The sequence below is a fragment of the Massilia sp. BSC265 genome (assembly GCF_000740675.1).
GTDB lineage: Bacteria > Pseudomonadota > Gammaproteobacteria > Burkholderiales > Burkholderiaceae_D > Telluria.
The window spans coordinates 1-21672 of sequence record NZ_JPXI01000009.1; the positions used below are offsets into that span (position 1 = coordinate 1).

The 21672-nt window shown below is 64.7% G+C and carries 22 protein-coding genes; 19 read left to right on the top strand and 3 right to left on the bottom strand.

The features are described 5' to 3' along the window. From MA09_RS00780 to clpB, 7 genes are all read left to right on the top strand, one after another. Positions 1–450, top strand: a 450-nt coding sequence (locus tag MA09_RS00780) for a DNA glycosylase AlkZ-like family protein (protein ID WP_200883015.1), incomplete at its 5' end; no start/stop codon positions are given. Positions 451–674: 224 nt separating this feature from the next. After that, on the top strand, positions 675–1268 hold the full coding sequence (locus tag MA09_RS00785; RefSeq protein ID WP_036244437.1) for a hypothetical protein: 594 nt from the start codon (positions 675–677) through the stop codon (positions 1266–1268). An 88-nt stretch (positions 1269–1356) separates the two neighbouring features. Next, positions 1357–4092 (top strand): DUF349 domain-containing protein, encoded by a 2736-nt coding sequence (locus MA09_RS00790; RefSeq protein WP_036244440.1) that lies wholly within the window; start codon positions 1357–1359, stop codon positions 4090–4092. Continuing rightward, positions 4089–4571, top strand: coding sequence for a molybdopterin synthase catalytic subunit MoaE (gene moaE, locus MA09_RS00795; protein WP_036244442.1), 483 nt, complete (start codon positions 4089–4091; stop codon positions 4569–4571). The genes MA09_RS00790 and moaE overlap by 4 nt, the downstream gene beginning before the upstream one ends. After that, entirely contained in the window at positions 4568–4942 is a 375-nt protein-coding gene (gene crcB / locus MA09_RS00800; RefSeq protein ID WP_036244444.1) for a fluoride efflux transporter CrcB, read from the top strand. Before moaE ends, crcB begins: the two co-directional genes overlap by 4 nt. 94 nt (positions 4943–5036) lie before the next feature. Then, positions 5037–5453 carry an inner membrane protein YiaA gene (yiaA, locus tag MA09_RS00805; RefSeq protein ID WP_036244446.1) on the top strand — a complete coding sequence of 139 codons (417 nt, stop codon included), beginning with the start codon at positions 5037–5039 and terminating at the stop codon, positions 5451–5453. Between the two features lie 97 nt (positions 5454–5550). Next, positions 5551–8157, top strand: a complete 2607-nt coding sequence (gene clpB, locus MA09_RS00810; RefSeq protein WP_036244448.1) for an ATP-dependent chaperone ClpB — start codon at positions 5551–5553, stop codon at positions 8155–8157. Positions 8158–8238: 81 nt separating this feature from the next. Here the strand turns inward: clpB and MA09_RS25155 are convergent, their stop codons facing one another. Continuing rightward, complete coding sequence (locus MA09_RS25155; protein WP_229440509.1) at positions 8239–8829, bottom strand: PEPxxWA-CTERM sorting domain-containing protein; 591 nt, start codon at positions 8827–8829, stop codon at positions 8239–8241. A 524-nt stretch (positions 8830–9353) separates the two neighbouring features. On the opposite strand from MA09_RS25155, the gene aceA reads away from it, so the two are divergent. The 3 genes from aceA to MA09_RS00830 all read left to right on the top strand — a co-directional run bounded on the left by aceA (position 9354) and on the right by MA09_RS00830 (position 13619). After that, entirely contained in the window at positions 9354–10652 is a 1299-nt protein-coding gene (gene aceA, locus MA09_RS00820; protein ID WP_036244454.1) for an isocitrate lyase, read from the top strand. Positions 10653–11007: 355 nt separating this feature from the next. Next, positions 11008–12231, top strand: coding sequence for a 23S rRNA (adenine(2030)-N(6))-methyltransferase RlmJ (locus MA09_RS00825; protein WP_229440510.1), 1224 nt, complete (start codon positions 11008–11010; stop codon positions 12229–12231). Positions 12232–12353: 122 nt separating this feature from the next. After that, positions 12354–13619 carry an EAL and HDOD domain-containing protein gene (locus MA09_RS00830; protein ID WP_036244456.1) on the top strand — a complete coding sequence of 422 codons (1266 nt, stop codon included), beginning with the start codon at positions 12354–12356 and terminating at the stop codon, positions 13617–13619. A gap of 24 nt (positions 13620–13643) precedes the next feature. Here MA09_RS00830 and MA09_RS00835 read toward each other — a convergent pair whose 3' ends face one another. Continuing rightward, the gene (locus MA09_RS00835; protein ID WP_036244459.1) at positions 13644–14393 is read right to left on the bottom strand and encodes an SAM-dependent methyltransferase; all 750 of its coding nucleotides are present in this window, start codon (positions 14391–14393) and stop codon (positions 13644–13646) included. A gap of 21 nt (positions 14394–14414) precedes the next feature. Continuing rightward, positions 14415–15029: a Maf-like protein gene (locus tag MA09_RS00840; RefSeq protein WP_036244460.1), complete on the bottom strand. Its 615-nt coding sequence runs from the start codon at positions 15027–15029 to the stop codon at positions 14415–14417. Between the two features lie 186 nt (positions 15030–15215). Between MA09_RS00840 and MA09_RS00845 the strand changes: the two genes are divergently transcribed. The 9 genes from MA09_RS00845 to MA09_RS00880 form a co-directional block, all read left to right on the top strand. Beyond that, positions 15216–15713, top strand: a complete 498-nt coding sequence (locus MA09_RS00845) for a DUF177 domain-containing protein (protein ID WP_036244462.1) — start codon at positions 15216–15218, stop codon at positions 15711–15713. Positions 15714–15943: 230 nt separating this feature from the next. Continuing rightward, the gene (gene rpmF / locus MA09_RS00850) at positions 15944–16126 is read left to right on the top strand and encodes a 50S ribosomal protein L32 (protein ID WP_005666806.1); all 183 of its coding nucleotides are present in this window, start codon (positions 15944–15946) and stop codon (positions 16124–16126) included. Positions 16127–16226: 100 nt separating this feature from the next. Then, entirely contained in the window at positions 16227–16427 is a 201-nt protein-coding gene (locus tag MA09_RS24410; protein ID WP_152594513.1) for a hypothetical protein, read from the top strand. A gap of 18 nt (positions 16428–16445) precedes the next feature. Then, a complete protein-coding gene (plsX, locus tag MA09_RS00855; RefSeq protein WP_036244464.1) occupies positions 16446–17474 on the top strand; it encodes a phosphate acyltransferase PlsX in 1029 nt (342 codons plus the stop codon). Positions 17475–17500: 26 nt separating this feature from the next. Further along, positions 17501–18487 carry a beta-ketoacyl-ACP synthase III gene (locus MA09_RS00860; RefSeq protein WP_036244471.1) on the top strand — a complete coding sequence of 329 codons (987 nt, stop codon included), beginning with the start codon at positions 17501–17503 and terminating at the stop codon, positions 18485–18487. A 117-nt stretch (positions 18488–18604) separates the two neighbouring features. After that, positions 18605–19543 (top strand): ACP S-malonyltransferase, encoded by a 939-nt coding sequence (fabD, locus tag MA09_RS00865; protein WP_036244473.1) that lies wholly within the window; start codon positions 18605–18607, stop codon positions 19541–19543. Between the two features lie 48 nt (positions 19544–19591). Beyond that, entirely contained in the window at positions 19592–20329 is a 738-nt protein-coding gene (fabG, locus tag MA09_RS00870) for a 3-oxoacyl-ACP reductase FabG (RefSeq protein ID WP_036244466.1), read from the top strand. 180 nt (positions 20330–20509) lie between these two features. Next, positions 20510–20749, top strand: a complete 240-nt coding sequence (acpP, locus tag MA09_RS00875) for an acyl carrier protein (protein ID WP_020653257.1) — start codon at positions 20510–20512, stop codon at positions 20747–20749. Between the two features lie 32 nt (positions 20750–20781). Continuing rightward, a partial coding sequence (locus tag MA09_RS00880) for a beta-ketoacyl-ACP synthase II (RefSeq protein WP_036244468.1) occupies positions 20782–21672 on the top strand: 891 nt, incomplete at its 3' end.

Sequence of the window (21672 nt, forward strand, 5' to 3'; positions counted from 1 at the left end):
CCCGACCATGCCGCGCTGGCGCGCCAGGCAATGGAGGGCAGGCTGGCGCCGCGCCTGACGACGCTGCTGTCCCCGTTCGACCCCGTTGTCTGGGACCGCCGCCGCGCGCTCGAGCTGTTCGGCTTCGACTACCGGCTCGAATGCTATACGCCGGCGGACAAGCGGCGCCACGGTTACTTCACGCTGCCGATCCTGCGCCGTGGCGCGCTGGTCGGACGGGTCGATGCCAAGGCCCACCGCAAGGCGGGCAAGTTCGAATTGCGCAGCGTCCACCTCGAGCCGGGCGTGCGCCTCAGCGAGCGGCTGGTGAACGACGTGGCCGCGGCCATACAGCGCTGCGCGCGCTGGCACGGATGCCCCCAGGTAGGGGTAGTCCGTGCCGTGCCACAAGACTTTGGTTCACGCCTGGAAGCTGCGTTCGAGCGACCCGGAACGGTCGCGTCGGCCTAAACGTATTTGGACATCATGACAACTGAAAAGTCTCCAATGTCCACCGGTTTGGGTTTGCGCCACCTCAAACCCGAGCAGGGGCATCTCTCTACACTACGAGTTCCCAGCGGCCGGCCATAACAATAAAAGCTGCCGCCCGACCCCGACAATAACGCTTCCCCAGGCAAGGAATCGCGGCCCACGCCAGGCCTCGCCTTGGCGAAGCTATCCTGAGAGGAGACAAGATGCTGACATCTACCTACACCTTGGTCACGCTGTCCATCGAACAAGCCAGCGCGCGCATCGGCCTGCAGTCGCTGCTCGAGCGTTGGCAAGGGAGTAGCCGGCAGCATGCCAAGCCGACGCCGCGCGAGATGAAGCTGGCCTGCGATACCCTGCGGGTAGCCTTCGACAACTGCTACTGGCGCAAGCTCGACAAGTTCGTGGTGCCTGCCCTGCGCCGCGCCGGCGCGGCTGACGACGCAGTTGCCGGACTCCTGGCGGAACTCGATGCCCTGACCCTGGCTGCCATCGAGGCGCGTGCCGACGCCCATGCGGCGGCGGCCGTGCACGATCCCGGTTTCAGTGCCGCGCTGGAACGCTGCTGCAACCTGCTGCTCAAGCGCCTTGAGCGCGAGGAACGCGAGCTGTTCCCGCTGGCGCGCGTCCATGTACCGAGTGAAGTCTGGTTCGCGATTGCCAACCAGATGCTGATCCAGGACGCCTGGCAGAACGAGAACCGTGGCTATGGATCGGGCCAGGTTGCGGCTGGCGCGATGGCCGGAAATTCTCTCAAGCAAAGCGTGGCGCTGTCCATGCCGCACTATGCGACGCACTGAGCACGCACTGGTCGATGCACCGAGCGCACCGGGCGAGCGCCACCATGGTTCTTTGTTATGATGGGGGTTTTGGAAGTGCGATTTCATCATGTTCGAATTCCTTTTCAAGCGGCAGGGTGGCGACAAGCCGGCCGGCGCTTCCGGTGAGAAGCCAGGCAACGCGCCGGCGGGTACCGGGAACGCCGGAGCGGCCCAGTCCGGGCCGGTGCGCCAGCCAACGGGTGGCGGGGCCGGCGCGCCGGGCGGCGGCCCCGCCCGGCCGCCGCGCGAGCAGCAGGCCGAACAGCTCAAGCACCTGAACGGCGACGAGGAAGCGGCCGTCGCCTTCATCCTTTCCTCCGAATTCTCCGAACTGCGCCTCGCTGCCGCCGAGCTGGTCCACAGCCGGCCGCAGCTGGAGCGCGTGCACGCGGCGATGCGCAATACCGACCGCCGCGTCGCCAAGCTGATGCAGTCGCGCCTGGACGCGATCCGTCACCATGAAGCCGAGCTGCGCCGCGCTGGGGAAGCGCTGGCCCATGCGCGCGCATTGCTCAATGATGAGCTGCTGACCCCGAACCATGTCGCCGAGCTGGACCGCAAGTGGGCGGTCATCACCGCGCCCGAACTGACGCCGGAGTTCGATGCCGTTCGTGCCCAACTCGGCAAGCGCCTGGAAGACCAGGTGCAGCTGCAGCGCGCCATGATCGACCGCCTGGCCGCGCTGCGCCGCCTCGAGTCGAGCGGACTCGAGCCCGCCGCCTTCGCCGAGCGCGTCGATGCGCTGTCGCGCGAGCAGGCTGCCGCGCTGGTCGCGCCGGGCCATGCCTCGCTGCCGCGTGCGCTGGTGGCGGAGGTCGCCACCGAGCAGGCCCGCCTGGCCGCCAGCCTGGCCACGCTCGAACAGGACCGTGCGGCGCTGGCCGCGCGCGAGGCGGCGCTCGCCCAATGGCAGGCCCAGCCTGTGACGGAACTGAAGGCCGAGGCCCTGCGCAAGGAATGGCAGCGCCTGCCGGCATTGCCAGCCGACGGTGTGGGAACACAGCTGCAGCAGCGCTTCGACGAACTGCTGGCCAGCCTGCCGGCGCCGGCGCATCCCGAGCCGCGCAAGCCGAAGCAGGAGCCGCGCCACGGCTCCCCCGATGCGGCTGCCGATGGTGCTGCCGATGGTTCAGCGCCGGCCCCATCCGCGCCATCCGCAGCCAAGCCGCCGAAAGCGCAGAATAAGGGCGCCGACCAGCACTTCCTCGAGCGGCTCGACGCGATGGAAGCAGCGCTGCAGCAGGGCTCGCTCGGCACCGCAGCCGAACTCGACAAGTCGCTCAGGGAAAGCAAGGAGAAGGGCATGCGCCTGAGCCCGGCCCAGGCCGACCGCCTGAACCATGTGCGTGCCGAGCTCAAGCGCCTATCGGACTGGGCGCGCTGGGGCGGCAATGTCTCGCGCGAAGAACTCATCAAGCAAGTCGAAGCCTTGCCTACCCAGAACCTGGCCATGGGCGAACTGGCCAAGAAGGTCGGCAGCATGCGCGAACGCTGGAAGGCGCTCGACAGCTTGTCCGGCGCCGCGCCGCGCTCGCTGTGGGAACGCTTCGACGCGGCCTGCACCACGGCCTACGCGCCGGCCGCCGCCCACTTCCGCCACCTGGCCGACGAGCGCCACGCCAACGCTGCGCGCGGCCAGGCCCTGGTCGAGGAAGCGCAGGCCGAGATCGCGCGCCTGCAGTCGGGCGAGGCCGACTGGAAGCACGTGTCCGGCACCGTACAGCGGCTGCGTACCGCGTGGAGCCACCTGGGCGCCATCGACCGCAAGGACAAGAAGCGTCTCGACCAGTTGTTCAGCGACGCGCTGAACACGCTGCAGCGTCCACTCGAAGTGCAGCGCAAGGGCGAGATGGCCGTACGCGAGCAACTGATCGAGGAAGCACTGGCGATCGACCCGCACGACCGCCACGCCGTCGACGTCCTGCGCGAACTGCAGGCGCGCTGGCAGGAGCATGCGCGCGCACTGCCGCTCGAACGCAAGGCCGAGCAGGCGCTGTGGCAGCGTTTCCGGGCCGCCTGCGACGCGCTGTTCGCGAGGCGCAAGGAACATGCCCATGCCGCCGATGCGGAACGCCGGGCCCACGAAGCGGCCAAGGAAGCGCTGTGCGCGCGCCTGGAGGCCGCCGCGCTGGAGGCGACACCCGCGACCGCCGGCAAGCTGCTGCGCGAGGCGGCTGCCGAGTGGGCGGCGATCGGACCGGTCCCGCGCGCCCATGAGGCGCGCATCGAAAAGCGCTACCACGCCGCGGTGGCGGCGGTACAGCACCATGCCGATGTGGCGCGCCGCGCCGCCGGGCTGGCCCTGGCCGGCGCCGTTCGTGACAAGCTGCGCCTGATCCAGGCGCTGGAAAACGCGATCGTCAATCCCGACGCGCATACCAACCCGGACGACTGGCGCGCGCGCTGGGAGGCCCTGGTGCCCCTCGAAGGCGGCTACGAGCCGGTGCTGCATGCGCGCTTCGAGGCCGCATTGGGTGCGCTGGAAGGGGACCGGGCAGAAGATCGTGCCGACTACGCCCGCCAGCTGGAGGCAAACCGTGAACGGCTGCTGCACGACCTGCTGCGCCTGGAGATCGCCGCCGGCATCGACAGCGGCGCCGAATTTGCGCGCGAGCGCCTCAAACTGCAGGTCGAGGTGCTGCAAAGCTCGCTCAAGTCCGGCCACAGGGCGGGACCAGGCCCGGGGCAGGGCGGCGCCGCCAGGGGAGTGCATGAATTGCTGGCACTGCCTGCGCTCGCGGATGCGCGCACCGAGACCCGCATCGAGCACCTGTTGACGCGCTACGCCAAGGACGGCCGATGAGTGCCCCCGCGACGACCGGGGTGACCGACATCCGCGTGCAGTCCGCCGACTTCGACCTGTCGCGCGAGCTGGCCGCCCTGCGCGCCGGCGACGGCCGGGTCGGCGCCGTGGTCTCGTTTGTCGGCACCGTACGCGACCTGAACGAAGGATCCACGGTGTCGGAGATGGAGCTCGAGCACTATCCTGGCATGACGGAAAAGGCGCTGGAAGACATCGTGGCCCAGGCCAGGTTGCGCTGGCCCTTGTATGGCGTAGCGGTCATCCACCGCGTCGGTCCGCTGAAACCGCTCGACCAGATCGTGCTGGTGGCCTGCAGTTCGGCGCACCGCGGCGAGGCCTTCGCCGCTTGCGAGTTCATCATGGACTACCTGAAGACCGACGCGCCGTTCTGGAAGAAGGAGCAGACACCGGAAGGAGCGCGCTGGGTCGACGCGCGTGCCAGCGACGATTCCGCCAAGCGCAAATGGGCTGAGCCTTGAGCTGGCTGGCAGTCGGCGCGGGGGCGGCGATCGGCGCCTGGCTTCGCTGGGGTTTCGGTCTCTGGCTGGGCAGCCTGCACGCCTATGTGCAGATCGGTACGCTGGCGGCCAACCTCGCCGGCGGCTACCTGGTCGGGCTCGCACTGGGATTCTTCGGGGGCCATCCGGATCTCGCTCCCGAATGGCGCCTGTTTGCCGTCACCGGTTTCCTCGGCGGCCTGACGACCTTTTCCAGCTTCTCCGGTGAATCGGTGCTGTTACTGCAGCGTGGCGAATACGGCTGGGCGCTGGTCCACACCTTCCTGCACCTGCTGGGCTCGATCCTGTTCTGCGCGGCCGGTTTTGCCACATGGCGCATCTTGCGCAGCTAGCGGTATTGCCTGCCGCTACCACTGCATAGATCAAGTGCGTCGTTTCGGGAACGTGATAAGTTTGCGGCTAGTTCATTTACATGAGGAAACTGCCATGCAAACCGTCCAGCGTCCAACCTCCGCCTTCGTCGGTGCTTCCTGGGGCGCCCTCGCGTGCGGCATTACCGCCTACCTGGCGGGTCTGTGGCTTGCCCATATGGAGCTCAACGAAAAGGGCTATTACTTCACGCTCCTGCTGCTCGGCCTGTTCGCGGCAGTGTCCCTCCAAAAAACCGTTCGCGACCGCAGCGAGGGTGTGCCGGTCACGGGTATTTATGCCGGCTTGTGCTGGATCTCGCTGGTGGCGGCCATCCTGCTCCTGGCCATCGGGCTGTGGAATGCCACCTTGGCGCTGAGCGAGAAAGGTTTTTACGCCATGTCTTTCGTCCTGAGTCTGTTTGCCGTGGTGGCGGTCCAGAAAAACGTGCGCGATCTCGGCTCCGTGCGCGATTCGGAGCCCGCCACGGAATAAGGTCGCTTGCTGCATGGGAGTCCATTGCACATCTTGAAAACCAGACAGAGATCCCTATCTTGCTCCTCAGTTAAAAACACCACTAGGGAGCAATACCATGCGGCAAGACAAATTGACGACCAAGCTCCAGGAAGCGCTGGCGGACGCCCAGAGCCTGGCGGTCGGCAACGATAACCAATACATCGATCCGGTCCACCTGCTCGTCGCCCTGTTGAACCAGGACGACGGCGGTGCCCGTTCGCTGCTGCAGCGCGCCGGCGTCAATGTCGGCGGCCTCACCAATGCGCTGAAGTCGGCACTGGAACGCCTGCCCAAGGTTTCGGGCACCGGCGGCGACGTGCAGGTCTCGCGCGAACTGGTGGCGTTGCTGAACCTGGCCGACCGCGAAGCGCAGAAGCGCGGCGACCAGTTCCTCGCCTCCGAGATGATCCTGCTGGCGCTGACCGACGACAAGTCGGACGCCGGCCGCCTGGCGCGCGAGCATGGGCTTGCACGCAAGGCGCTCGAGTCTGCCATTTCCGCCGTGCGCGGCGGCGAATCGGTGAATTCGCAGGACGCCGAAGGCCAGCGTGAAGCGCTGAAAAAATACACCCTCGACCTGACCGAACGGGCCCGGCAGGGCAAGCTCGACCCGGTGATCGGCCGCGACGACGAGATCCGCCGCGCGATCCAGGTGCTGCAGCGCCGCTCCAAGAACAACCCGGTCCTGATCGGCGAACCGGGCGTGGGCAAGACCGCCATCGTCGAAGGCCTGGCCCAGCGTATCGTCAACGGCGAAGTGCCCGATTCGCTCAAGGGCAAGCGCGTGCTTTCGCTCGACATGGCGGCCCTGCTGGCCGGCGCCAAGTACCGCGGCGAGTTCGAAGAGCGGCTGAAAAGCGTATTGAAGGAACTGGCCCAGGACGAGGGGCAGACCATCGTCTTCATCGACGAGATCCACACCATGGTCGGCGCCGGCAAGGCGGAAGGCGCGATGGACGCCGGCAACATGCTGAAACCCGCGCTGGCGCGCGGCGAGCTGCACTGCGTGGGCGCCACCACGCTCGACGAATACCGCAAGTACGTCGAGAAGGACGCCGCGCTGGAGCGCCGCTTCCAGAAGATCATGGTCGACGAGCCGAGCGTGGAGGCGACCATCGCCATCCTGCGCGGCCTGCAGGAGAAGTACGAGCTGCACCACAAGGTCGAGATCACCGACCCGGCGATCATCGCCGCGGCCGAGCTCTCGCACCGCTACATCAGCGACCGCTTCCTGCCGGACAAGGCGATCGACCTGATCGACGAGGCTGCCTCGAAGATCAAGATCGAGATCGACTCCAAGCCGGAAGTGATGGACAAGCTCGAACGCCGCCTGATCCAGCTGAAGATCGAGCGCGAAGCCGTGCGCAAGGAAACCGATGAAGCCTCGATGCGCCGCATGGAACTGATCGGCGAGGAGATCGCGCGCCTGGAGCGCGAGTACAACGACTACGAGGAGATCCTCAAGTCGGAAAAGGCGGCGGTGCAGGGCACTGCGCACATCAAGGAAGAGATCGAGCGCATCCGCCATCAGATCGAAGAGGCAAGGCGCAAGAGCGACTACAGCCGCATGTCGGAGCTGCAGTACGGCCGCCTGCCGGAACTGGAGGCCCAGCTGAAGAAGGCCGAGGAAGCCGCGTCCAACGCCGATGGCGATGCCAACAAACCACGGCTGCTGCGCACCCAGGTCGGCGCCGAGGAAATCGCCGAGGTGGTGGCGCGCGCGACCGGGATCCCGGTGTCGCGCATGATGCAGGGCGAGCGTGAAAAACTGCTGCACATCGAGGACGAGCTGCACAAGCGCGTGGTGGGCCAGGACGAGGCGATCGTCGCGGTGTCGGATGCGATCCGCCGCTCGCGCGCCGGCCTGTCCGATCCGAACCGCCCGTACGGCTCCTTCATGTTCCTGGGCCCGACCGGCGTCGGCAAGACCGAGCTGTGCAAGGCGCTGGCCGCCTTCCTGTTCGACACCGAGGAATCCCTGATCCGCATCGACATGAGCGAGTTCATGGAGAAGCATTCGGTGGCCCGCCTGATCGGCGCGCCGCCGGGCTACGTGGGCTACGAAGAAGGCGGTTACCTGACCGAAGCCGTGCGCCGCAAGCCGTACAGCGTGATCCTGCTCGACGAGATCGAGAAGGCGCACCCGGACGTCTTCAACGTGCTGCTGCAGGCGCTGGACGACGGCCGCATGACCGACGGCCAGGGCCGCACCGTCGACTTCAAGAACACCGTGATCGTGATGACCTCGAACCTGGGCTCGCACAAGATCCAGTCGATGGACACCGACGAGCCGGGCGTGGTGAAGCTGGCCGTGATGGCCGAGGTGCGCGGACACTTCCGTCCCGAATTCATCAACCGGATCGACGAGATCGTGGTCTTCCATGCGCTCGACGAGAAGAACATCGGCGCGATCGCGAAGATCCAGCTGCACGGCCTGGAAGAACGCCTGGCCAAGATGGAGATGACGCTCGATATCGACGACGAAGCCCTGCAGAAGATCGCGGAAGCCGGCTTCGACCCGATCTACGGCGCCCGTCCGCTCAAGCGCGCGATCCAGCAGCAGATCGAGAACCCGCTGTCGAAGGCGATCCTGTCGGGCCGCTTCGGGCCCAAGGATACGATCCCGGTACGGGTGCGTGGCGGGAACCTGGTGTTCGGGGAGCAGGTGGAACTGGCGAAGTAAGCTTCCCTGCACGGCGGCCTGCTCCGCAAACGACAACGGCGCGTCCTGAAAGCACGCGCCGTTTTTTCATCCTTCAGCCGTTCAGCCTTGCTTGCGCTTTCTGCGGGCCATGAATCCCACCAGGCCCAGCCCGCCCAGCAGCATCGCGTAGGTCTGCGGTTCCGGCACCGGCGCGATGGTCTGCGACAGCAGGCTGCCCACCTTGCGGTCACCCTCGCCGAAGAAGTTCACTTTCAGGTGCGGCGCTTCCAGGTCGGGCGCGCCGCCGCTGAAGCTGAACTGGAAAATCATGTTGTCCGCCAGCGCCACGCGATCACCCGAAACGCACAGGCTGCGCCCGGCATGGGAGCCGCCGCCGCAGCCGTTCGCGTTCAGTTCGTTCGACGACAGGGTCCAGTTGGCAGCGAGGCCGGGGGCCGACACCAGGGTCACGTCGGAAAAGCTGCCCAGGTCCTTGAGCTGGAGGGCGCCGATGGTGCTCGCGTCAAGCCAGTCGCCGGTGCGGTTGGCGGCGTCGATCTCCAGGGTGAGCAGGTTGCCGCTCCAGCTCGACGTGAAGGTGACGCCCTGGTAGGTGAGCTCGCCGGCCTGGCCCGATGCCGCGACTCCGATGGTGAGGGCCAGGGTGGCCACCGCTTTGCTGAACAGGGTTTTCGTTGCAGAGGTCTTCAATTCAATCTCCTCGATCATATTGAACGACCAGGCCTTCGCGTCGGCGAACGGCCCGGACTCGCGCACGGATGAGCACGCGAGTCCAGATTATTCCTGCTGTAAAGACCTTTCTGTTAGGCGATTAACCAATGGCTGAGTTAGCGACTGTACAGTCCTGCATAGCATCCGGAGCGGCCAGACACCTATTTGCGGCGGCGGCCCGCGCCCAGCAGCCAGGCGGGCAGCCATGAGGGCCAGCGAACGCGATTCAAATCCATCAGGGGAAGATCGTGGCAATGCACATTTCACATAGTGAAATGCACCTTCCGCCCAGCGAAATGCGCAGCAAACCCGGCCGGCTCCGGCATTCTCATTCTGAGAAACTTCATTCCATATCATGAAACTTGCTCCGTAAGCCATTGAAAAATATCGATAAAAAAATCTTTTGATGTCTTATATAAGAGTTGTTGTGCTCCGCACAAACTGATTTATGATTTATCCAACGGATTCCTTCGCATCGTAGTCCTTCAATCAGGAGAAATAGCATGGCAACTCGTGAACAACAGATCAGTGAACTCCAGCAAGACTGGGAAACCAACCCACGCTGGAAAGGTGTAACGCGCAACTACACGGCGGCCGACGTGGTCCGCCTGCGCGGTTCGATCCAGATCGAGCACACCCTCGCCAAGCGCGGCGCCGAAAAGCTGTGGGACCTGGTCAACAACGAGCCTTACGTGAATGCCCTGGGGGCCCTGACCGGCAACCAGGCCATGCAGCAGGTGAAGGCGGGCCTGAAAGCCATCTACCTGTCGGGGTGGCAGGTGGCGGGCGATGCTAACGTTGCCGGCGAGATGTATCCGGACCAATCGCTGTATCCGGCCAATTCGGTGCCGCTGGTGGTGCGCCGCATTAACAATACCTTCCAGCGCGCCGACCAGATCCAATGGTCCGAGGGCAAGGAGGACATCGACTACTTCGCGCCGATCGTGGCCGATGCAGAAGCCGGGTTCGGCGGCGTGCTGAACGCTTTCGAGCTGATGAAGGCCATGATCGATGCCGGCGCCGCCGGCGTGCACTTCGAGGACCAGCTGGCCTCGGTCAAGAAGTGCGGCCACATGGGCGGCAAGGTGCTGGTGCCGACCCGCGAAGCCGTCGAGAAGCTCAACGCCGCGCGCCTGGCCGCCGACGTGATGGGCACCCCGACCCTGGTCATCGCGCGCACCGACGCCGAAGCGGCCGACCTGCTCACTTCGGACGTGGACGACAACGACAAGCCCTTCTGCACCGGCGAGCGCACCGTGGAAGGCTTCTTCAAGGTCAAGCCGGGCATCGAGCAGGCCATTTCGCGCGGCCTGGCCTATGCGCCGTTCGCCGATCTCGTGTGGTGCGAGACCGGCAAGCCGGACCTGAACTTCGCCAAGCAGTTCGCCGAAGCCATCCACGCCAAGTTCCCAGGCAAGATGCTGGCCTATAACTGCTCGCCTTCGTTCAACTGGAAGAAGAACCTGGACGACGCCACCATCGCCAAGTTCCAGAAGGAGCTGGGCGCGATGGGCTACAAGTTCCAGTTCATCACCCTGGCCGGCTTCCACGCCCTGAACTACAGCATGTTCAACCTGGCGCATGGCTATGCCCGCCGCGGCATGTCGGCCTTCGTGGAACTGCAGGAAAACGAGTTCGCCGCCGCCGAAAAGGGCTTCACCGCAGTGAAGCACCAGCGCGAAGTCGGCACCGGTTACTTCGACGCCGTGACCCAGACCATCCAGCAGAACCAGAGCTCGACCACCGCGCTGCACGGTTCGACCGAAGACGAGCAGTTCTTCGACGAGAAGAAGGTCGCATAAGCTGCCTCTACCACTTACCTCCAAGACTTGCCGCAGTGCCCGCGAGGGCCTGCGGCTTTTTTTCGTAGGGTGGGCAAGTTCCTTGCCCACGCGGTAATCGCTAGTGGCTCCGCTGTCGTGTCGGATGATCTTGCTGCAAGCTATTACCGCGTGGTCGGGAGACCCGCCCACCCTACGAACAGCCCGAGAAATTGCTTTGTAGTGGATAATGGCGGCCATTGCGCCGTTCAAGAAAACACGGCACCGACTCTCTTCTCAGGAATTCCAGCTTATGTTGAGCTACCGCCACGCTTTCCACGCGGGTAACCACGCCGATGTCCTCAAACACTTTGTACAGGTGCAACTGCATTTGTATATGAACCAGAAGGACGTCGCCTACACCTATATCGATACCCACTCCGGGGCCGGCGTCTATGCGCTCGACAGCTTCCAGGCGACCAAGACCGGCGAGTACGACACCGGCATCGGCCCCCTGTGGAACGCGACCGATGTTCCCGAAGCGCTCAAGCCCTACCTCGACCTGGTCAAGGCCATGAACCCGAGCGGCAAGATGCGCTACTACCCGGGCTCGCCCTGGGTGGCCGACCAGATGGCGCGTCCCGACGACCGCCTGCGCCTGTTCGAGCTGCACCCGGCCGACGTCAAGATTCTGCACGAAAACGTCCGCAAGGCAGAGGCGCACAAGGCCGAGCAGGGCGAGCGCGCCCGTGGCAAGCGCGTCATCATCGAGCACGGCGACGGCTTCCAGAGCCTCAAGAAACTGCTGCCGCCGCCGTCGCGCCGCGCGCTGGTGCTGGTCGATCCGCCCTACGAGGTCAAGGACGACTACAAGAAGGTGCGCGACGCCCTCGAAGAAGCCCTCGGGCGCTTCCCGAGCGGCATGTACGCGGTCTGGTATCCGGTGCTGCAGCGCATGGAATCGCGCCAGTTCCCGGACAAGCTCAAGCGCCTGCCGGCCAAGGAATGGCTCAACGTGACGCTCACCGTGTCGACCCCGGGACCGGACGGCATCGGCCTGCACAGCAGCGGCATGTTCATCCTGAACCCGCCCTATACCTTGGCGCCGATGTTGCGCGAGACCATGCCCTACCTGGTGCAGGTGCTGGGCAAGGATGCCGGCGCGCGCTTCACCATCGAAACCGGCACCCAGGTGACCGGCGCCGCCTCGGCGCGCCTGGCCGGGGAAGGTCCGCGCGCGCCGGTCGGCAATGCGCGCCGCGCCAGCCCGCTGTCGGGCAAGGGCAGCCTGCGCCTGCCGGGCCAGAGCATGGTGCGCGAGGGCGAAGAAGAGACGCGCACTGCCAGGCCGAGTGGAACGGGCGCGCGCCGCGTCTGGCGTCCCGACGGGAGTGCGCAGGGCAAGCCGCAGGGCGAGCCGCAGGCGGGCGACCAGGGCGCGGCCCGCGGTGCCGGCAAGCGCCCGGCGGCGACGGGAACGGCCGGCCCGCGCGCAGCCACTTCGCGTGCGGGTGCGCCACGATCGGGTGTCCCACGATCGGATGCCCCGCGCGGCGGCCCAGGCTCGGGCGGCCCACATGGCGGCAGCAAGAACGGGCGCAAGGGAAGCGGCAATCGCTGAGCCCCAAGTTAGATATAAAAATGCTAATAGTGTCGGATTTGTAGTATAGTCTCCGGGACAGGCGTTCACGCGCCTGTCCGGCGCGTCTATCCGAGCCGCAACAGTTTCCAGGAGTTTTTCCGATGCATGCCGAAGCAACGGCAGCGGCATCCGTGCCGTCCAACGATTTTTTTCTCGCACGTCAGCCTATTCTCGGCCGTGACCAGCATCTCGTGGCATTCGAGCTGCTGTTCCGCGCCGCCGGCGAGGACGACGATGCGAAACTGACCGATAACGCTGCGGCGACAGCGGCCGTCATTTCACACGCCTCGCAGCTCGGCATGGAGCAGGTGGTCGGCGAGCAACTCGCTTTCGTCAACGTCGACGAGGTCGTCTTGATGAGCGACTTCGTGCGTTTCCTGCCTCCGCATAAGGTTATCCTCGAAATCCTGGAAACCGTCAAGCCGACCCGGCAGTTGTTGGCGCGTGTCGCCGAGCTGAAGGAACTCGGTTTCAAGTTCGCGCTGGACGACGTGGTCGAGCATTCACCCGAGCTCGACCGGCTGGTCGGGCTGGTGGACGTCATCAAGGTGGACGTCAAGCTGGTGCCGCCAGAGGAATTGACAGGCCTGGTCTCCTCGCTGAAGGCTACCGGCAAAAAACTACTGGCCGAAAAGGTGGAAACGCTCGACGAGTTCAAGCTGTGCATGGAGCTCGGCTTCGAGTACTTCCAGGGCTATTACTTCGCCCGTCCCGTGATCTTGTCCGGCAAGAAGATCACGCCTTCGGAGATGGCGATCCTGCGCCTGCTGGAGCTGGTGAGCTCGGATGCCGACGCCCGGGTGATCGAGACGGCAGTCAAGCGCGATGCGCTGATCAGCCTGAACCTGCTGCGACTGGTCAACAGCCGCGCAGCGCCGGGGCCGCAGATCGAATCGCTGTCGCAGGCGCTGAACCAGCTCGGGCGGCGCCAGCTGCAGCGCTGGCTGCAGATCCTGCTGTACACGACGGCGGGCGGGGTCGAGCTGGCCTCGCCGCTGCTGCAGCTGGCCACCACGCGCGGCAAGCTGCTCGAGCTGATGACCCAGGCCAGGTACCCGAACGATGCGGCAAAGGCCGACCGCGCCTTCACGGTGGGGATCATGTCGCTGGCCGATGCGCTGTTCTCGATTCCGATGCAGGACATCCTCGACAATGTCGAAGTGGCGGACGACGTGCACGCGGCGCTGCTCGACCGGGAAGGGGAGTTCGGAACCATGCTGCATGTGGCCGAACTGCTCGAGGCGGCCGAGGGCGGGTGCAAGCTGTATAACGCCCTGCGCAAGCTGGGACTATCCGTGGCGCAGATCCGCGAGATCGAGCTGAAGGCCTTCGATTGGGTGAGGGAGCTCACCCACGAGGTGCACTGAAGCGGCGGGAATGACCCTGGGGCCTTACTGCGCCAGGAACAGGAACACCGTCGGCTTCTTGTGAAAATCCGGCGCCTTGCCGGCCGCCAGCGCCGCCTTCCACTTCGCCGCCGTCATCGTCCTGACCGACTCGCTCGCCAGCGACAGGTCCGTCGCGACGCACACCAAGGTTCCCGGCTGGCAGGTCCCAACGAGCGCCTCCAGCATCTGCCCGTTCCGGTAGGGCGTCTCGATCAAGAGCTGCGTCTGCTTCTCGCTGCGCGAGCGCCCCTCCAGTTGCTGGATGCGCTTGGTGCGCTGCCCCGCATCGGTCGGCAGGTAGCCGTTGAAGGCAAAGCTTTGGCCATTCAGGCCACTGGCCATCACCGCCAGCAGCAGCGAGGACGGCCCCACCAGCGGCCGCACCGCGATCCCATGCTGGTGGGCGAGGCGCACCAGGTCGGCGCCCGGATCGGCCACGGCCGGCACGCCCGCTTCCGACACCAGTCCCGCATCGCGCCCGGCCAGCAGCGGCGCCAGCAATTGCGCGAGCGCTGCGGGCGGCGTGTTCACGTTCAGCTCGGCAATCTCGATTTCCTGCAGGGGCTTGGCCAGCGGGTGGTCGATGGCGATCAGTTTCAGGAAGGCGCGTGCGGTCTTGGCGTTCTCGGCGACGAAGTAATCGAGCTTCGAGGTCAGCGCCTGCACCTGCGTCGGCAGCAGGGCGGACAAGGCGCCGGGGGCGGCATCAAGGGGGCCAAGGGTGTTCGGGATCAGGTAAAGGGTGCCAGGCATTGTTTCAGTCAATAGGTGGTGTTACACGCCGAAGAAGGGAACGCCAGCGCGGCGCAGCATGCCGGTGAGGGCGATCAGGGGCAGGCCCGTGAGGGCGGTCGGGTCGCTCGATTCGATGCGCTCAAGCAGGGCAATGCCCAGGCCCTCGTTCTTGGCGCTGCCGGCGCAGTCGTAGGGCTGCTCGATGCGCAGGTAGGCGTCCAGTTCGGCATCCGGCAGGTCGCGGAAATCGACGAAGACCTGTACATTCTCGACCTGCGCCGCTTGCGCCGGGTCGGCCGCGCGGCTGTCCCACAGGCACAGTGCGGTGTGAAAAACCACGCGGCGCCCGCGCATCAGCTGCAGCTGGCCCAGCGCCCGCGCGTGGTCGCCCGGCTTGCCGATCTGCATGCCGTCGAGCGTGGCCACCTGGTCCGAGCCGATCACCAGCGCACCGGGTGCTTGCGCAGCCACCGCAGCGGCCTTCTCGCGCGCCAGGCGCAGGGCAGTGTCCTGCGGGGCCTCGCCCGCATGCGGGGTCTCGTCGATGTCGGGCGCAATGGCCTCGAAGGGCAGTTGCAGGCGCGACAGCAGCTCGCGCCGGTAGGCGGAACTGGAAGCGAGGATGAGGCGGAACGGCGCGGAACTTGGTATCATTGTGGTCTGGCGAACAAGCAAAACGATAAGCTGAGCTAATAAATCATATATCTCCGGCAAGTAAACCTCATAAATCCGCATCGCTGGATATCGGGTACAACGTGCGCGGGTCAAAAATGACGTAAGTCTTTGACTCTGCGAGGAGAAGCCTGTTATTATCGCAGGTTTTCCGGGGAAGTTTTCCAAATGAGCGCTTTTGTCATTGACGCCTTCGAGTTTTGCCGGAATAGCGGACATCGCGAGGGCGTGACCCCTGTCGCCGAGATGACCCGCCTGGCTGCCGATTGCGCCGACAAGTCTGGCGAGATCCGCTGGTCGATCGACGGCGGCCTGACCAAGCAGGGCTACCCATCGATGACCCTGGCGGTCGCCGGTCCCGTGAAGCTGGTCTGCCAGCGTTGCCTGACGCCGATGGACTACGAGATCGACTCATCCACCATGCTGGTGCTCGGCAAGGATGACGAGGACGCCGACGGGATCGAGGAAGTCCTCGACGACGAGAGCATCGACGTGATCGTCGGCAGCCGCGAGTGCGATATCCGCCAGTTGCTGGAAGACGAAGCCCTGCTGGCCCTGCCGCAGGCACCGAAACACGAGGTATGTCCGGACACCAAGCTCCTGGATGCCCTCAAGACCGAGAAGGTCTCGCCGTTCGCGGCACTGAAAAATCTCAAGTCCGAATAAAGCAGTACAGCTTAGTCAAAGAGAATTAGTAGTACCGCAGCACCCGCAGTACGACTGAAAGAACGTGTCAAACGCGTGCAGTAGTCGAGTATGGCAGTAGGCAGTTGATGTAGCAGCGTTAAAACATGTCGGCGATGGATGAATAAGAAATTGCCGCTGGGATACTCGATCTGCAAGTATTTGCAAATCGAATGTGTTAGAATTTTAGAACTTATGTATTAGGAGTCATCATGGCAGTTCAGCAGAATAAGAAGTCCCCGTCGAAGCGCGGCATGCACCGTTCGCACGATTTCCTGACCGCACCGAACCTGGCAGTCGAGCCGACCACCGGCGAGACCCACCTGCGTCACCACATCAGCCCGAACGGTTTCTACCGTGGCCGTAAAGTCCTGAAGACCAAGAACGACGAGTAATCGACGTCTTGTCCTTCCATAGAGGGTGTGAAAAAGCGGTCATGGCAAGGCGCCGAGTCGAAGACGGTACGCTAGTACGGCGAGACGAGGCAACGCAGCCATGGACGAATTTTTCATGCACTCGACCATGAAAGCGGTGCAACGTATGGTTTCTGCGTGGCGCCGCTTTTTCTTTCGCTTTTCCGTTTTCAGCGGCTGCAACAATTTTGCACTCCGTCATTTTGAATTGAGCGGACCGCGGCTGGCCATGCGCCATGCCCCATCCCATCTTGCCGCCCGCACTGTCTCCCGCTTTGCATGAGCCGGCATCCCCGAACAAATGACAATCACAATTTCCATTGACTGCATGGGCGGCGATCACGGCCCCTCAGTTACCATTCCGGCAGCCATTTCGTTTCTAAAAAAACAAGCTGACGTCCACCTCATCCTGGTGGGTCTCGAAGACGTCGTGCGCGCCGAGCTCAAGAAGCATGGCGCCGAGGCGCACTCGCGTCTCATTGTCAAGAACGCCACCGAGGTCGTTACCATGGACGATCCGCTCGAAATCGCCCTGCGCAAGAAGAAGGATTCGTCCATGCGCGTGGCGGTCGAGCTGGTCAAGGACGGCAGCGCCAACGCCAGCGTCTCGGCCGGCAATACCGGCGCCCTGATGGCCGTCTCGCGCTACGTGCTCAAGACCATGGCCGGCGTCGACCGTCCGGCGATCTGCTCGATCATGCCGAACCAGAAGGGCGGCCCGACCTACATGCTCGACCTGGGCGCCAACGTGGACTGCGAACCGCACCACCTGCACCAGTTCGCCATCATGGGTTCGGTGCTGTGCTCGGCCATGGAAAACATCCCGCGCCCGACCATCGGCCTGCTGAACGTCGGCACCGAGGAGATCAAGGGCAACGACGTGGTCAAGGCCACCGGCCAGTTGCTCAAGGCCGATCACGAGCGCGGCAAGCTGAATTTCTTCGGCAACGTCGAAGGTAATGATATCTTCAAGGGCACCGTCGACGTGGTCGTGTGCGACGGCTTCGTCGGCAATGTCACGCTCAAGGCCATCGAAGGCGTCTCGCGCTTTTTCAAATCCGTGTTCACCGAGAACTGGCTGTCGATGGCCGGCGCGCTGCTGGCCCGCAAGTCGCTCAAGAAGCTGAACCCGGAACGCTACAACGGCGCCAGCCTGCTCGGCCTGAAGGGCCTGGTCTTCAAGAGCCATGGCGGCGCCAATGCCTTTGCCTTCGAGTGGGCGCTCAAGCGCGCCTACGACGCGGCGAAATACGATGTACAAGAGCAACTGTCGGCCTTGATCGCCGAACTGATGCCGACCCCGCCCGACGCCCAGCAGCGCCAGGCGTAACCAGAACCAGCAGGATGGTGGAAGAGATGACTGTCTACAGCAAGATCACCGGTACCGGCAGCTACCTGCCGGCCAAGCGCGTCACCAACGATCAACTCGCGGCCCAGCTGGCCGAGCAGGGGATCGAGACTTCCGACGAATGGATCGTGACCCGCAGCGGCATTTCGAGCCGCCACTACGCGGCTGCCGACGAGAACGCATCCGACCTGGCCGTGCATGCCGCGCGCCAGGCACTCGAGGCAGCCGGCCGGCTGCCGGCCGACATCGACCTGGTGATCGTCGCCAGCTCGACCCCGGACTTCCACGGCAGCTTCCCGAGCACCGCCTGCATCGTGCAGCAGAAGCTGGGCATGGCGAACAACAGCGCCGCGTTCGACGTGCAGGCCGTGTGCAGCGGCTTCGTGTACGCGGTCTCGACCGCCGACGCCTTCATCCGCGCCGGCGTCTACCGCCGCGTGCTGGTGATCGGCGCCGAAGTCTTCTCGCGCATCCTCGACTTCACCGACCGCACCACTTGCGTGCTGTTCGGCGACGGCGCCGGCGCCGTGGTGCTGGAAGCCTCGGAAGAGCCGGGCATCCTGGCCACCAAGCTGCATGCCGACGGCAGCCATGCCCACATCCTGTCGATCCCCGGCAACCTCGCCCAGGGCGCCGTGGCCGGCAGCGGCTTCCTGTACATGGACGGCCCGGCGGTCTTCAAGCTGGCCGTCACCGTGCTGGAAGAAGTCGCCAAGGAGGCGCTCGAGCACGCCAAGATGCAGCCCTCCGACATCGACTGGCTGATTCCGCACCAGGCCAACCTGCGCATCATGAAGGGCACCGCCAAGAAGCTCGACCTGCCGCTGGAAAAGATGGTCGTCACCGTCGACCAGCACGGCAACACCTCAGCCGCCTCAATCCCGCTGGCGCTCGATTGCGCGGTGCGCGACGGCCGTATCAAGAAGGGCGACAATGTGCTGATGGAAGGCGTCGGCGGCGGTTTCACCTGGGGCGCAGTGCTCGCCCGCATGTAAGCATGACCCCGAATTCGTAGGGTGGGCGGCTATGCCGCCCACGCGGTGATCGTTATCGGCGAGATCACCGCGCCCGTCATCGGAGCCCGTAACGATCGCCTCACGGAGAACAATAACATGAGCAAATTCGCATTCCTGTTTACGGGCCAGGGCGCCCAGGCCGTCGGCATGCTGAACGGCTTCGCCGGCAACCCGGTCGTCGAGCAGACCGTGCAAGAGGCCTCGGAAGCCCTCGGCTTCGACATCGGCCGCTTGATCGCCGAAGGTCCGAAGGAAGACCTCGACCTCACCACCAACACCCAGCCCGTCATGCTGACCGCCGCGGTCGCCGTGTACCGCGCCTGGATCGCCGCCGGCGGCCCGGTGCCGAACCTGGTCGCCGGCCACAGCCTGGGCGAATACTCGGCCCTGGTCGCCGCCGGCGTCATTCCCTTCAAGGACGCGGTGCCGCTGGTGCGCTTCCGCGCCCAGTCGATGCAGGACGCGGTCCCGGTCGGGCAGGGCGGCATGGCCGTGGTGCTGGGCTTGCAGGCCGACGACGTGCGCGCGGTGTGTGATCAAGCGGCAGAGGGCGAAGTGGTCGAGGCCGTGAACTTCAACGAGCCGACCCAGATCGTCATCGCCGGCCACGCCGCCGCAATCGACCGCGCCTGCGAGATCGCCAAGGCCAAGGGTGCCAAGCGCGCCATGAAGCTGGCGGTGTCGGCGCCGTTCCACTCGTCGCTGCTCAAGCCTGCCTCGGACCGCCTGCGCGACTACATGGAGAACATCGTTTTCTCGGCGCCGCGGATCGACTTGATCAACAACGTCGACGTTGCTATCCTGAACGATCCGGCCGCAATCAAGGACGCCCTGGTGCGCCAGGCTGCGGGTCCGGTACGCTGGGTCGAAACGATGCAGAAGATGGCCGCAAGCGGTGTCACCCAGGTCATCGAATGCGCGCCGAGCAAGACCCTGATCGGCATGGCCAAGCGCATCGATCCGGCGCTGACCGGCGAAGCCCTGGTCGACCAGGCCTCGCTGGAGCGTGTACTGAGCGCGATCAAGCCGGCCTGAGGCCTTGCGCATAGCATCCCGAACGTCGTTCACAACAAGAGGAAAAGAATGAATCTGCAGAACCAAGTCGCCCTCGTTACCGGCGCATCGCGCGGCATCGGCAAGGCCATCGCGCTGGAGCTGGCGCGCCAGGGCGCGAAGGTGGTCGGCACCGCCACCAGCGAAGCCGGCGCCGAGGCGATCGGCGCCTACCTGTCCGAATTCGGCGGCAAGGGCGTCGTGCTGAACGTGACCGACGCGGCCCAGTGCGGCGCGGTGGTCGACGACGTGCAGAAGAGCTTCGGCAGCCTGTCGATCCTGGTCAACAATGCCGGCATCACCCAGGACAACCTGGCCATGCGCATGAAGGACGAGGAATGGGACAGCGTCATCTCGACCAACCTCAGCGCCGTCGGCCGCCTGTCGCGCCTGGTATTGCGCGGGATGATGAAGGCCAAGCACGGCCGTATCATCAACATCACCTCGGTGGTGGGCGCCTCGGGCAACCCGGGCCAGATGAACTACGCCGCCGCCAAGGCCGGCGTGGCCGGCATGACCCGCGCGCTGGCGCGCGAGATCGGCAGCCGCAACATCACCGTCAACTGCGTCGCGCCGGGCTTCATCGATACCGACATGACCAAGGCGCTGGGCGAAGGCCAGCACGAAGCCCTGCTGGGCCAAATCCCGCTGGGCCGCCTGGGCCAGCCGGAAGACATCGCCCACGCCGTGGCCTTTCTGGCCGGCCCGACTGCCGCCTACATCACGGGCACCGAGTTGCACGTGAACGGCGGCATGTACATGAACTGAGTGCACACGGAGGCGATAGCAGCCGGGGTTTCAATGCTCACGAAGAAAATCCGGCGTGTACGCTTCTTTTAGCAGTAATTTCGGTGGAAATAGCGGCAATCGCCGAAAGTAGTTTTTCATCGCGCAAACCTGATAAAATGCGCGCACTTTCCGCAACACATACCTTAATGGAGCCATAACATGTCGGATATCGAACAACGCGTTAAAAAAATCGTCGCTGAGCAACTGGGTGTTGCAGAAGCAGACATCAAAATCGAATCCTCGTTCGTTGACGACCTCGGCGCTGACTCGCTGGACACCGTGGAACTGGTGATGGCACTGGAAGACGAGTTCGAAATGGAAATCCCTGACGAGCAGGCTGAGAAGATCACCACCGTCAAGCAAGCCATCGACTACGCTACCGCGCACGTCAAGGCCTAAGCTGTCGCTTTAAAAGTTTCTGGGAGAATCGCTTGAGCCGTTCACGCAACCGCCGTGTCGTCGTTACCGGCCTGGGCTGCATTTCACCAATCGGCAACACCATTGCCGAGGCGTGGGAAGCGGCGCTGGCCGGTAAGTCGGGCATTGCCAACATTACCAAGTTCGACGCGACGCCGTTCACGACGCATTTCGCCGGTGAAGTCAAGAACTTCAAGGTGGAAGACTACCTGCCGGGCAAGGAAGGCCGTAACATGGATAGCTTTATCCATTACGGCATGGCTGCCGGCATCCAGGCCCTGCAGGATTCGGGCCTGGTCGTGACCGAGGAAAACGCGGACCGCATCGGTGTGACCATCGGTTCGGGCATCGGCGGCCTGCCGATGATCGAAGCCACCAAGGAAGAGTACATGAACCGCGGCCCGCGCCGCATCTCGCCCTTCTTCGTGCCGGCATCGATCATCAACATGATCTCGGGCGATCTCTCGATCAAATTCGGCCTGCGCGGCCCGAACCTGGCGATCGTCACCGCCTGCACCACCGGCCTGCACTGCATCGGCGCCGCCGCTCGCCTGATCGAGTACGGCGATGCCGACGTGATGATCGCCGGCGGCGCGGAATCGACCGTATCGCCCCTGGGCCTGGGCGGCTTCGCCTCGGCGCGCGCGCTGTCGACCCGCAACGACGACCCGGCCACCGCATCGCGTCCGTGGGACAAGGACCGCGACGGCTTCGTGCTGGGCGAGGGCGCCGGCGTGATGGTGCTTGAAGAGTACGAACACGCGGTCAAGCGCGGTGCCAAGATCTACGCCGAAGTCATCGGCTTCGGCATGAGCGCGGACGCCAACCACATCACCTCGCCGGTCGAGGACGGGAGTGGTGCGGCGCGCTGCATGGTCGCAGCGCTGCACAACGCCGGCCTGAAC

Excerpts from the sequence above, each read along its gene's own strand:
- MA09_RS00785 (WP_036244437.1), top strand. The coding sequence starts at position 675 with ATGCTGACATCTACCTACACCTTGGTCACGCTGTCCATCGAACAAGCC.
- MA09_RS00790 (WP_036244440.1), top strand. The coding sequence starts at position 1,357 with ATGTTCGAATTCCTTTTCAAGCGGCAGGGTGGCGACAAGCCGGCCGGC.
- moaE (WP_036244442.1), top strand. The coding sequence starts at position 4,089 with ATGAGTGCCCCCGCGACGACCGGGGTGACCGACATCCGCGTGCAGTCC.
- yiaA (WP_036244446.1), top strand. The coding sequence starts at position 5,037 with ATGCAAACCGTCCAGCGTCCAACCTCCGCCTTCGTCGGTGCTTCCTGG.
- clpB (WP_036244448.1), top strand. The coding sequence starts at position 5,551 with ATGCGGCAAGACAAATTGACGACCAAGCTCCAGGAAGCGCTGGCGGAC.
- aceA (WP_036244454.1), top strand. The coding sequence starts at position 9,354 with ATGGCAACTCGTGAACAACAGATCAGTGAACTCCAGCAAGACTGGGAA.
- MA09_RS00825 (WP_229440510.1), top strand. The coding sequence starts at position 11,008 with ATGAACCAGAAGGACGTCGCCTACACCTATATCGATACCCACTCCGGG.
- MA09_RS00830 (WP_036244456.1), top strand. The coding sequence starts at position 12,354 with ATGCATGCCGAAGCAACGGCAGCGGCATCCGTGCCGTCCAACGATTTT.
- MA09_RS00835 (WP_036244459.1), bottom strand. The coding sequence starts at position 14,393 with ATGCCTGGCACCCTTTACCTGATCCCGAACACCCTTGGCCCCCTTGAT.
- MA09_RS00840 (WP_036244460.1), bottom strand. The coding sequence starts at position 15,029 with ATGATACCAAGTTCCGCGCCGTTCCGCCTCATCCTCGCTTCCAGTTCC.
- MA09_RS00845 (WP_036244462.1), top strand. The coding sequence starts at position 15,216 with ATGAGCGCTTTTGTCATTGACGCCTTCGAGTTTTGCCGGAATAGCGGA.
- rpmF (WP_005666806.1), top strand. The coding sequence starts at position 15,944 with ATGGCAGTTCAGCAGAATAAGAAGTCCCCGTCGAAGCGCGGCATGCAC.
- MA09_RS24410 (WP_152594513.1), top strand. The coding sequence starts at position 16,227 with ATGGACGAATTTTTCATGCACTCGACCATGAAAGCGGTGCAACGTATG.
- plsX (WP_036244464.1), top strand. The coding sequence starts at position 16,446 with ATGACAATCACAATTTCCATTGACTGCATGGGCGGCGATCACGGCCCC.
- MA09_RS00860 (WP_036244471.1), top strand. The coding sequence starts at position 17,501 with ATGACTGTCTACAGCAAGATCACCGGTACCGGCAGCTACCTGCCGGCC.
- fabD (WP_036244473.1), top strand. The coding sequence starts at position 18,605 with ATGAGCAAATTCGCATTCCTGTTTACGGGCCAGGGCGCCCAGGCCGTC.
- fabG (WP_036244466.1), top strand. The coding sequence starts at position 19,592 with ATGAATCTGCAGAACCAAGTCGCCCTCGTTACCGGCGCATCGCGCGGC.
- acpP (WP_020653257.1), top strand. The coding sequence starts at position 20,510 with ATGTCGGATATCGAACAACGCGTTAAAAAAATCGTCGCTGAGCAACTG.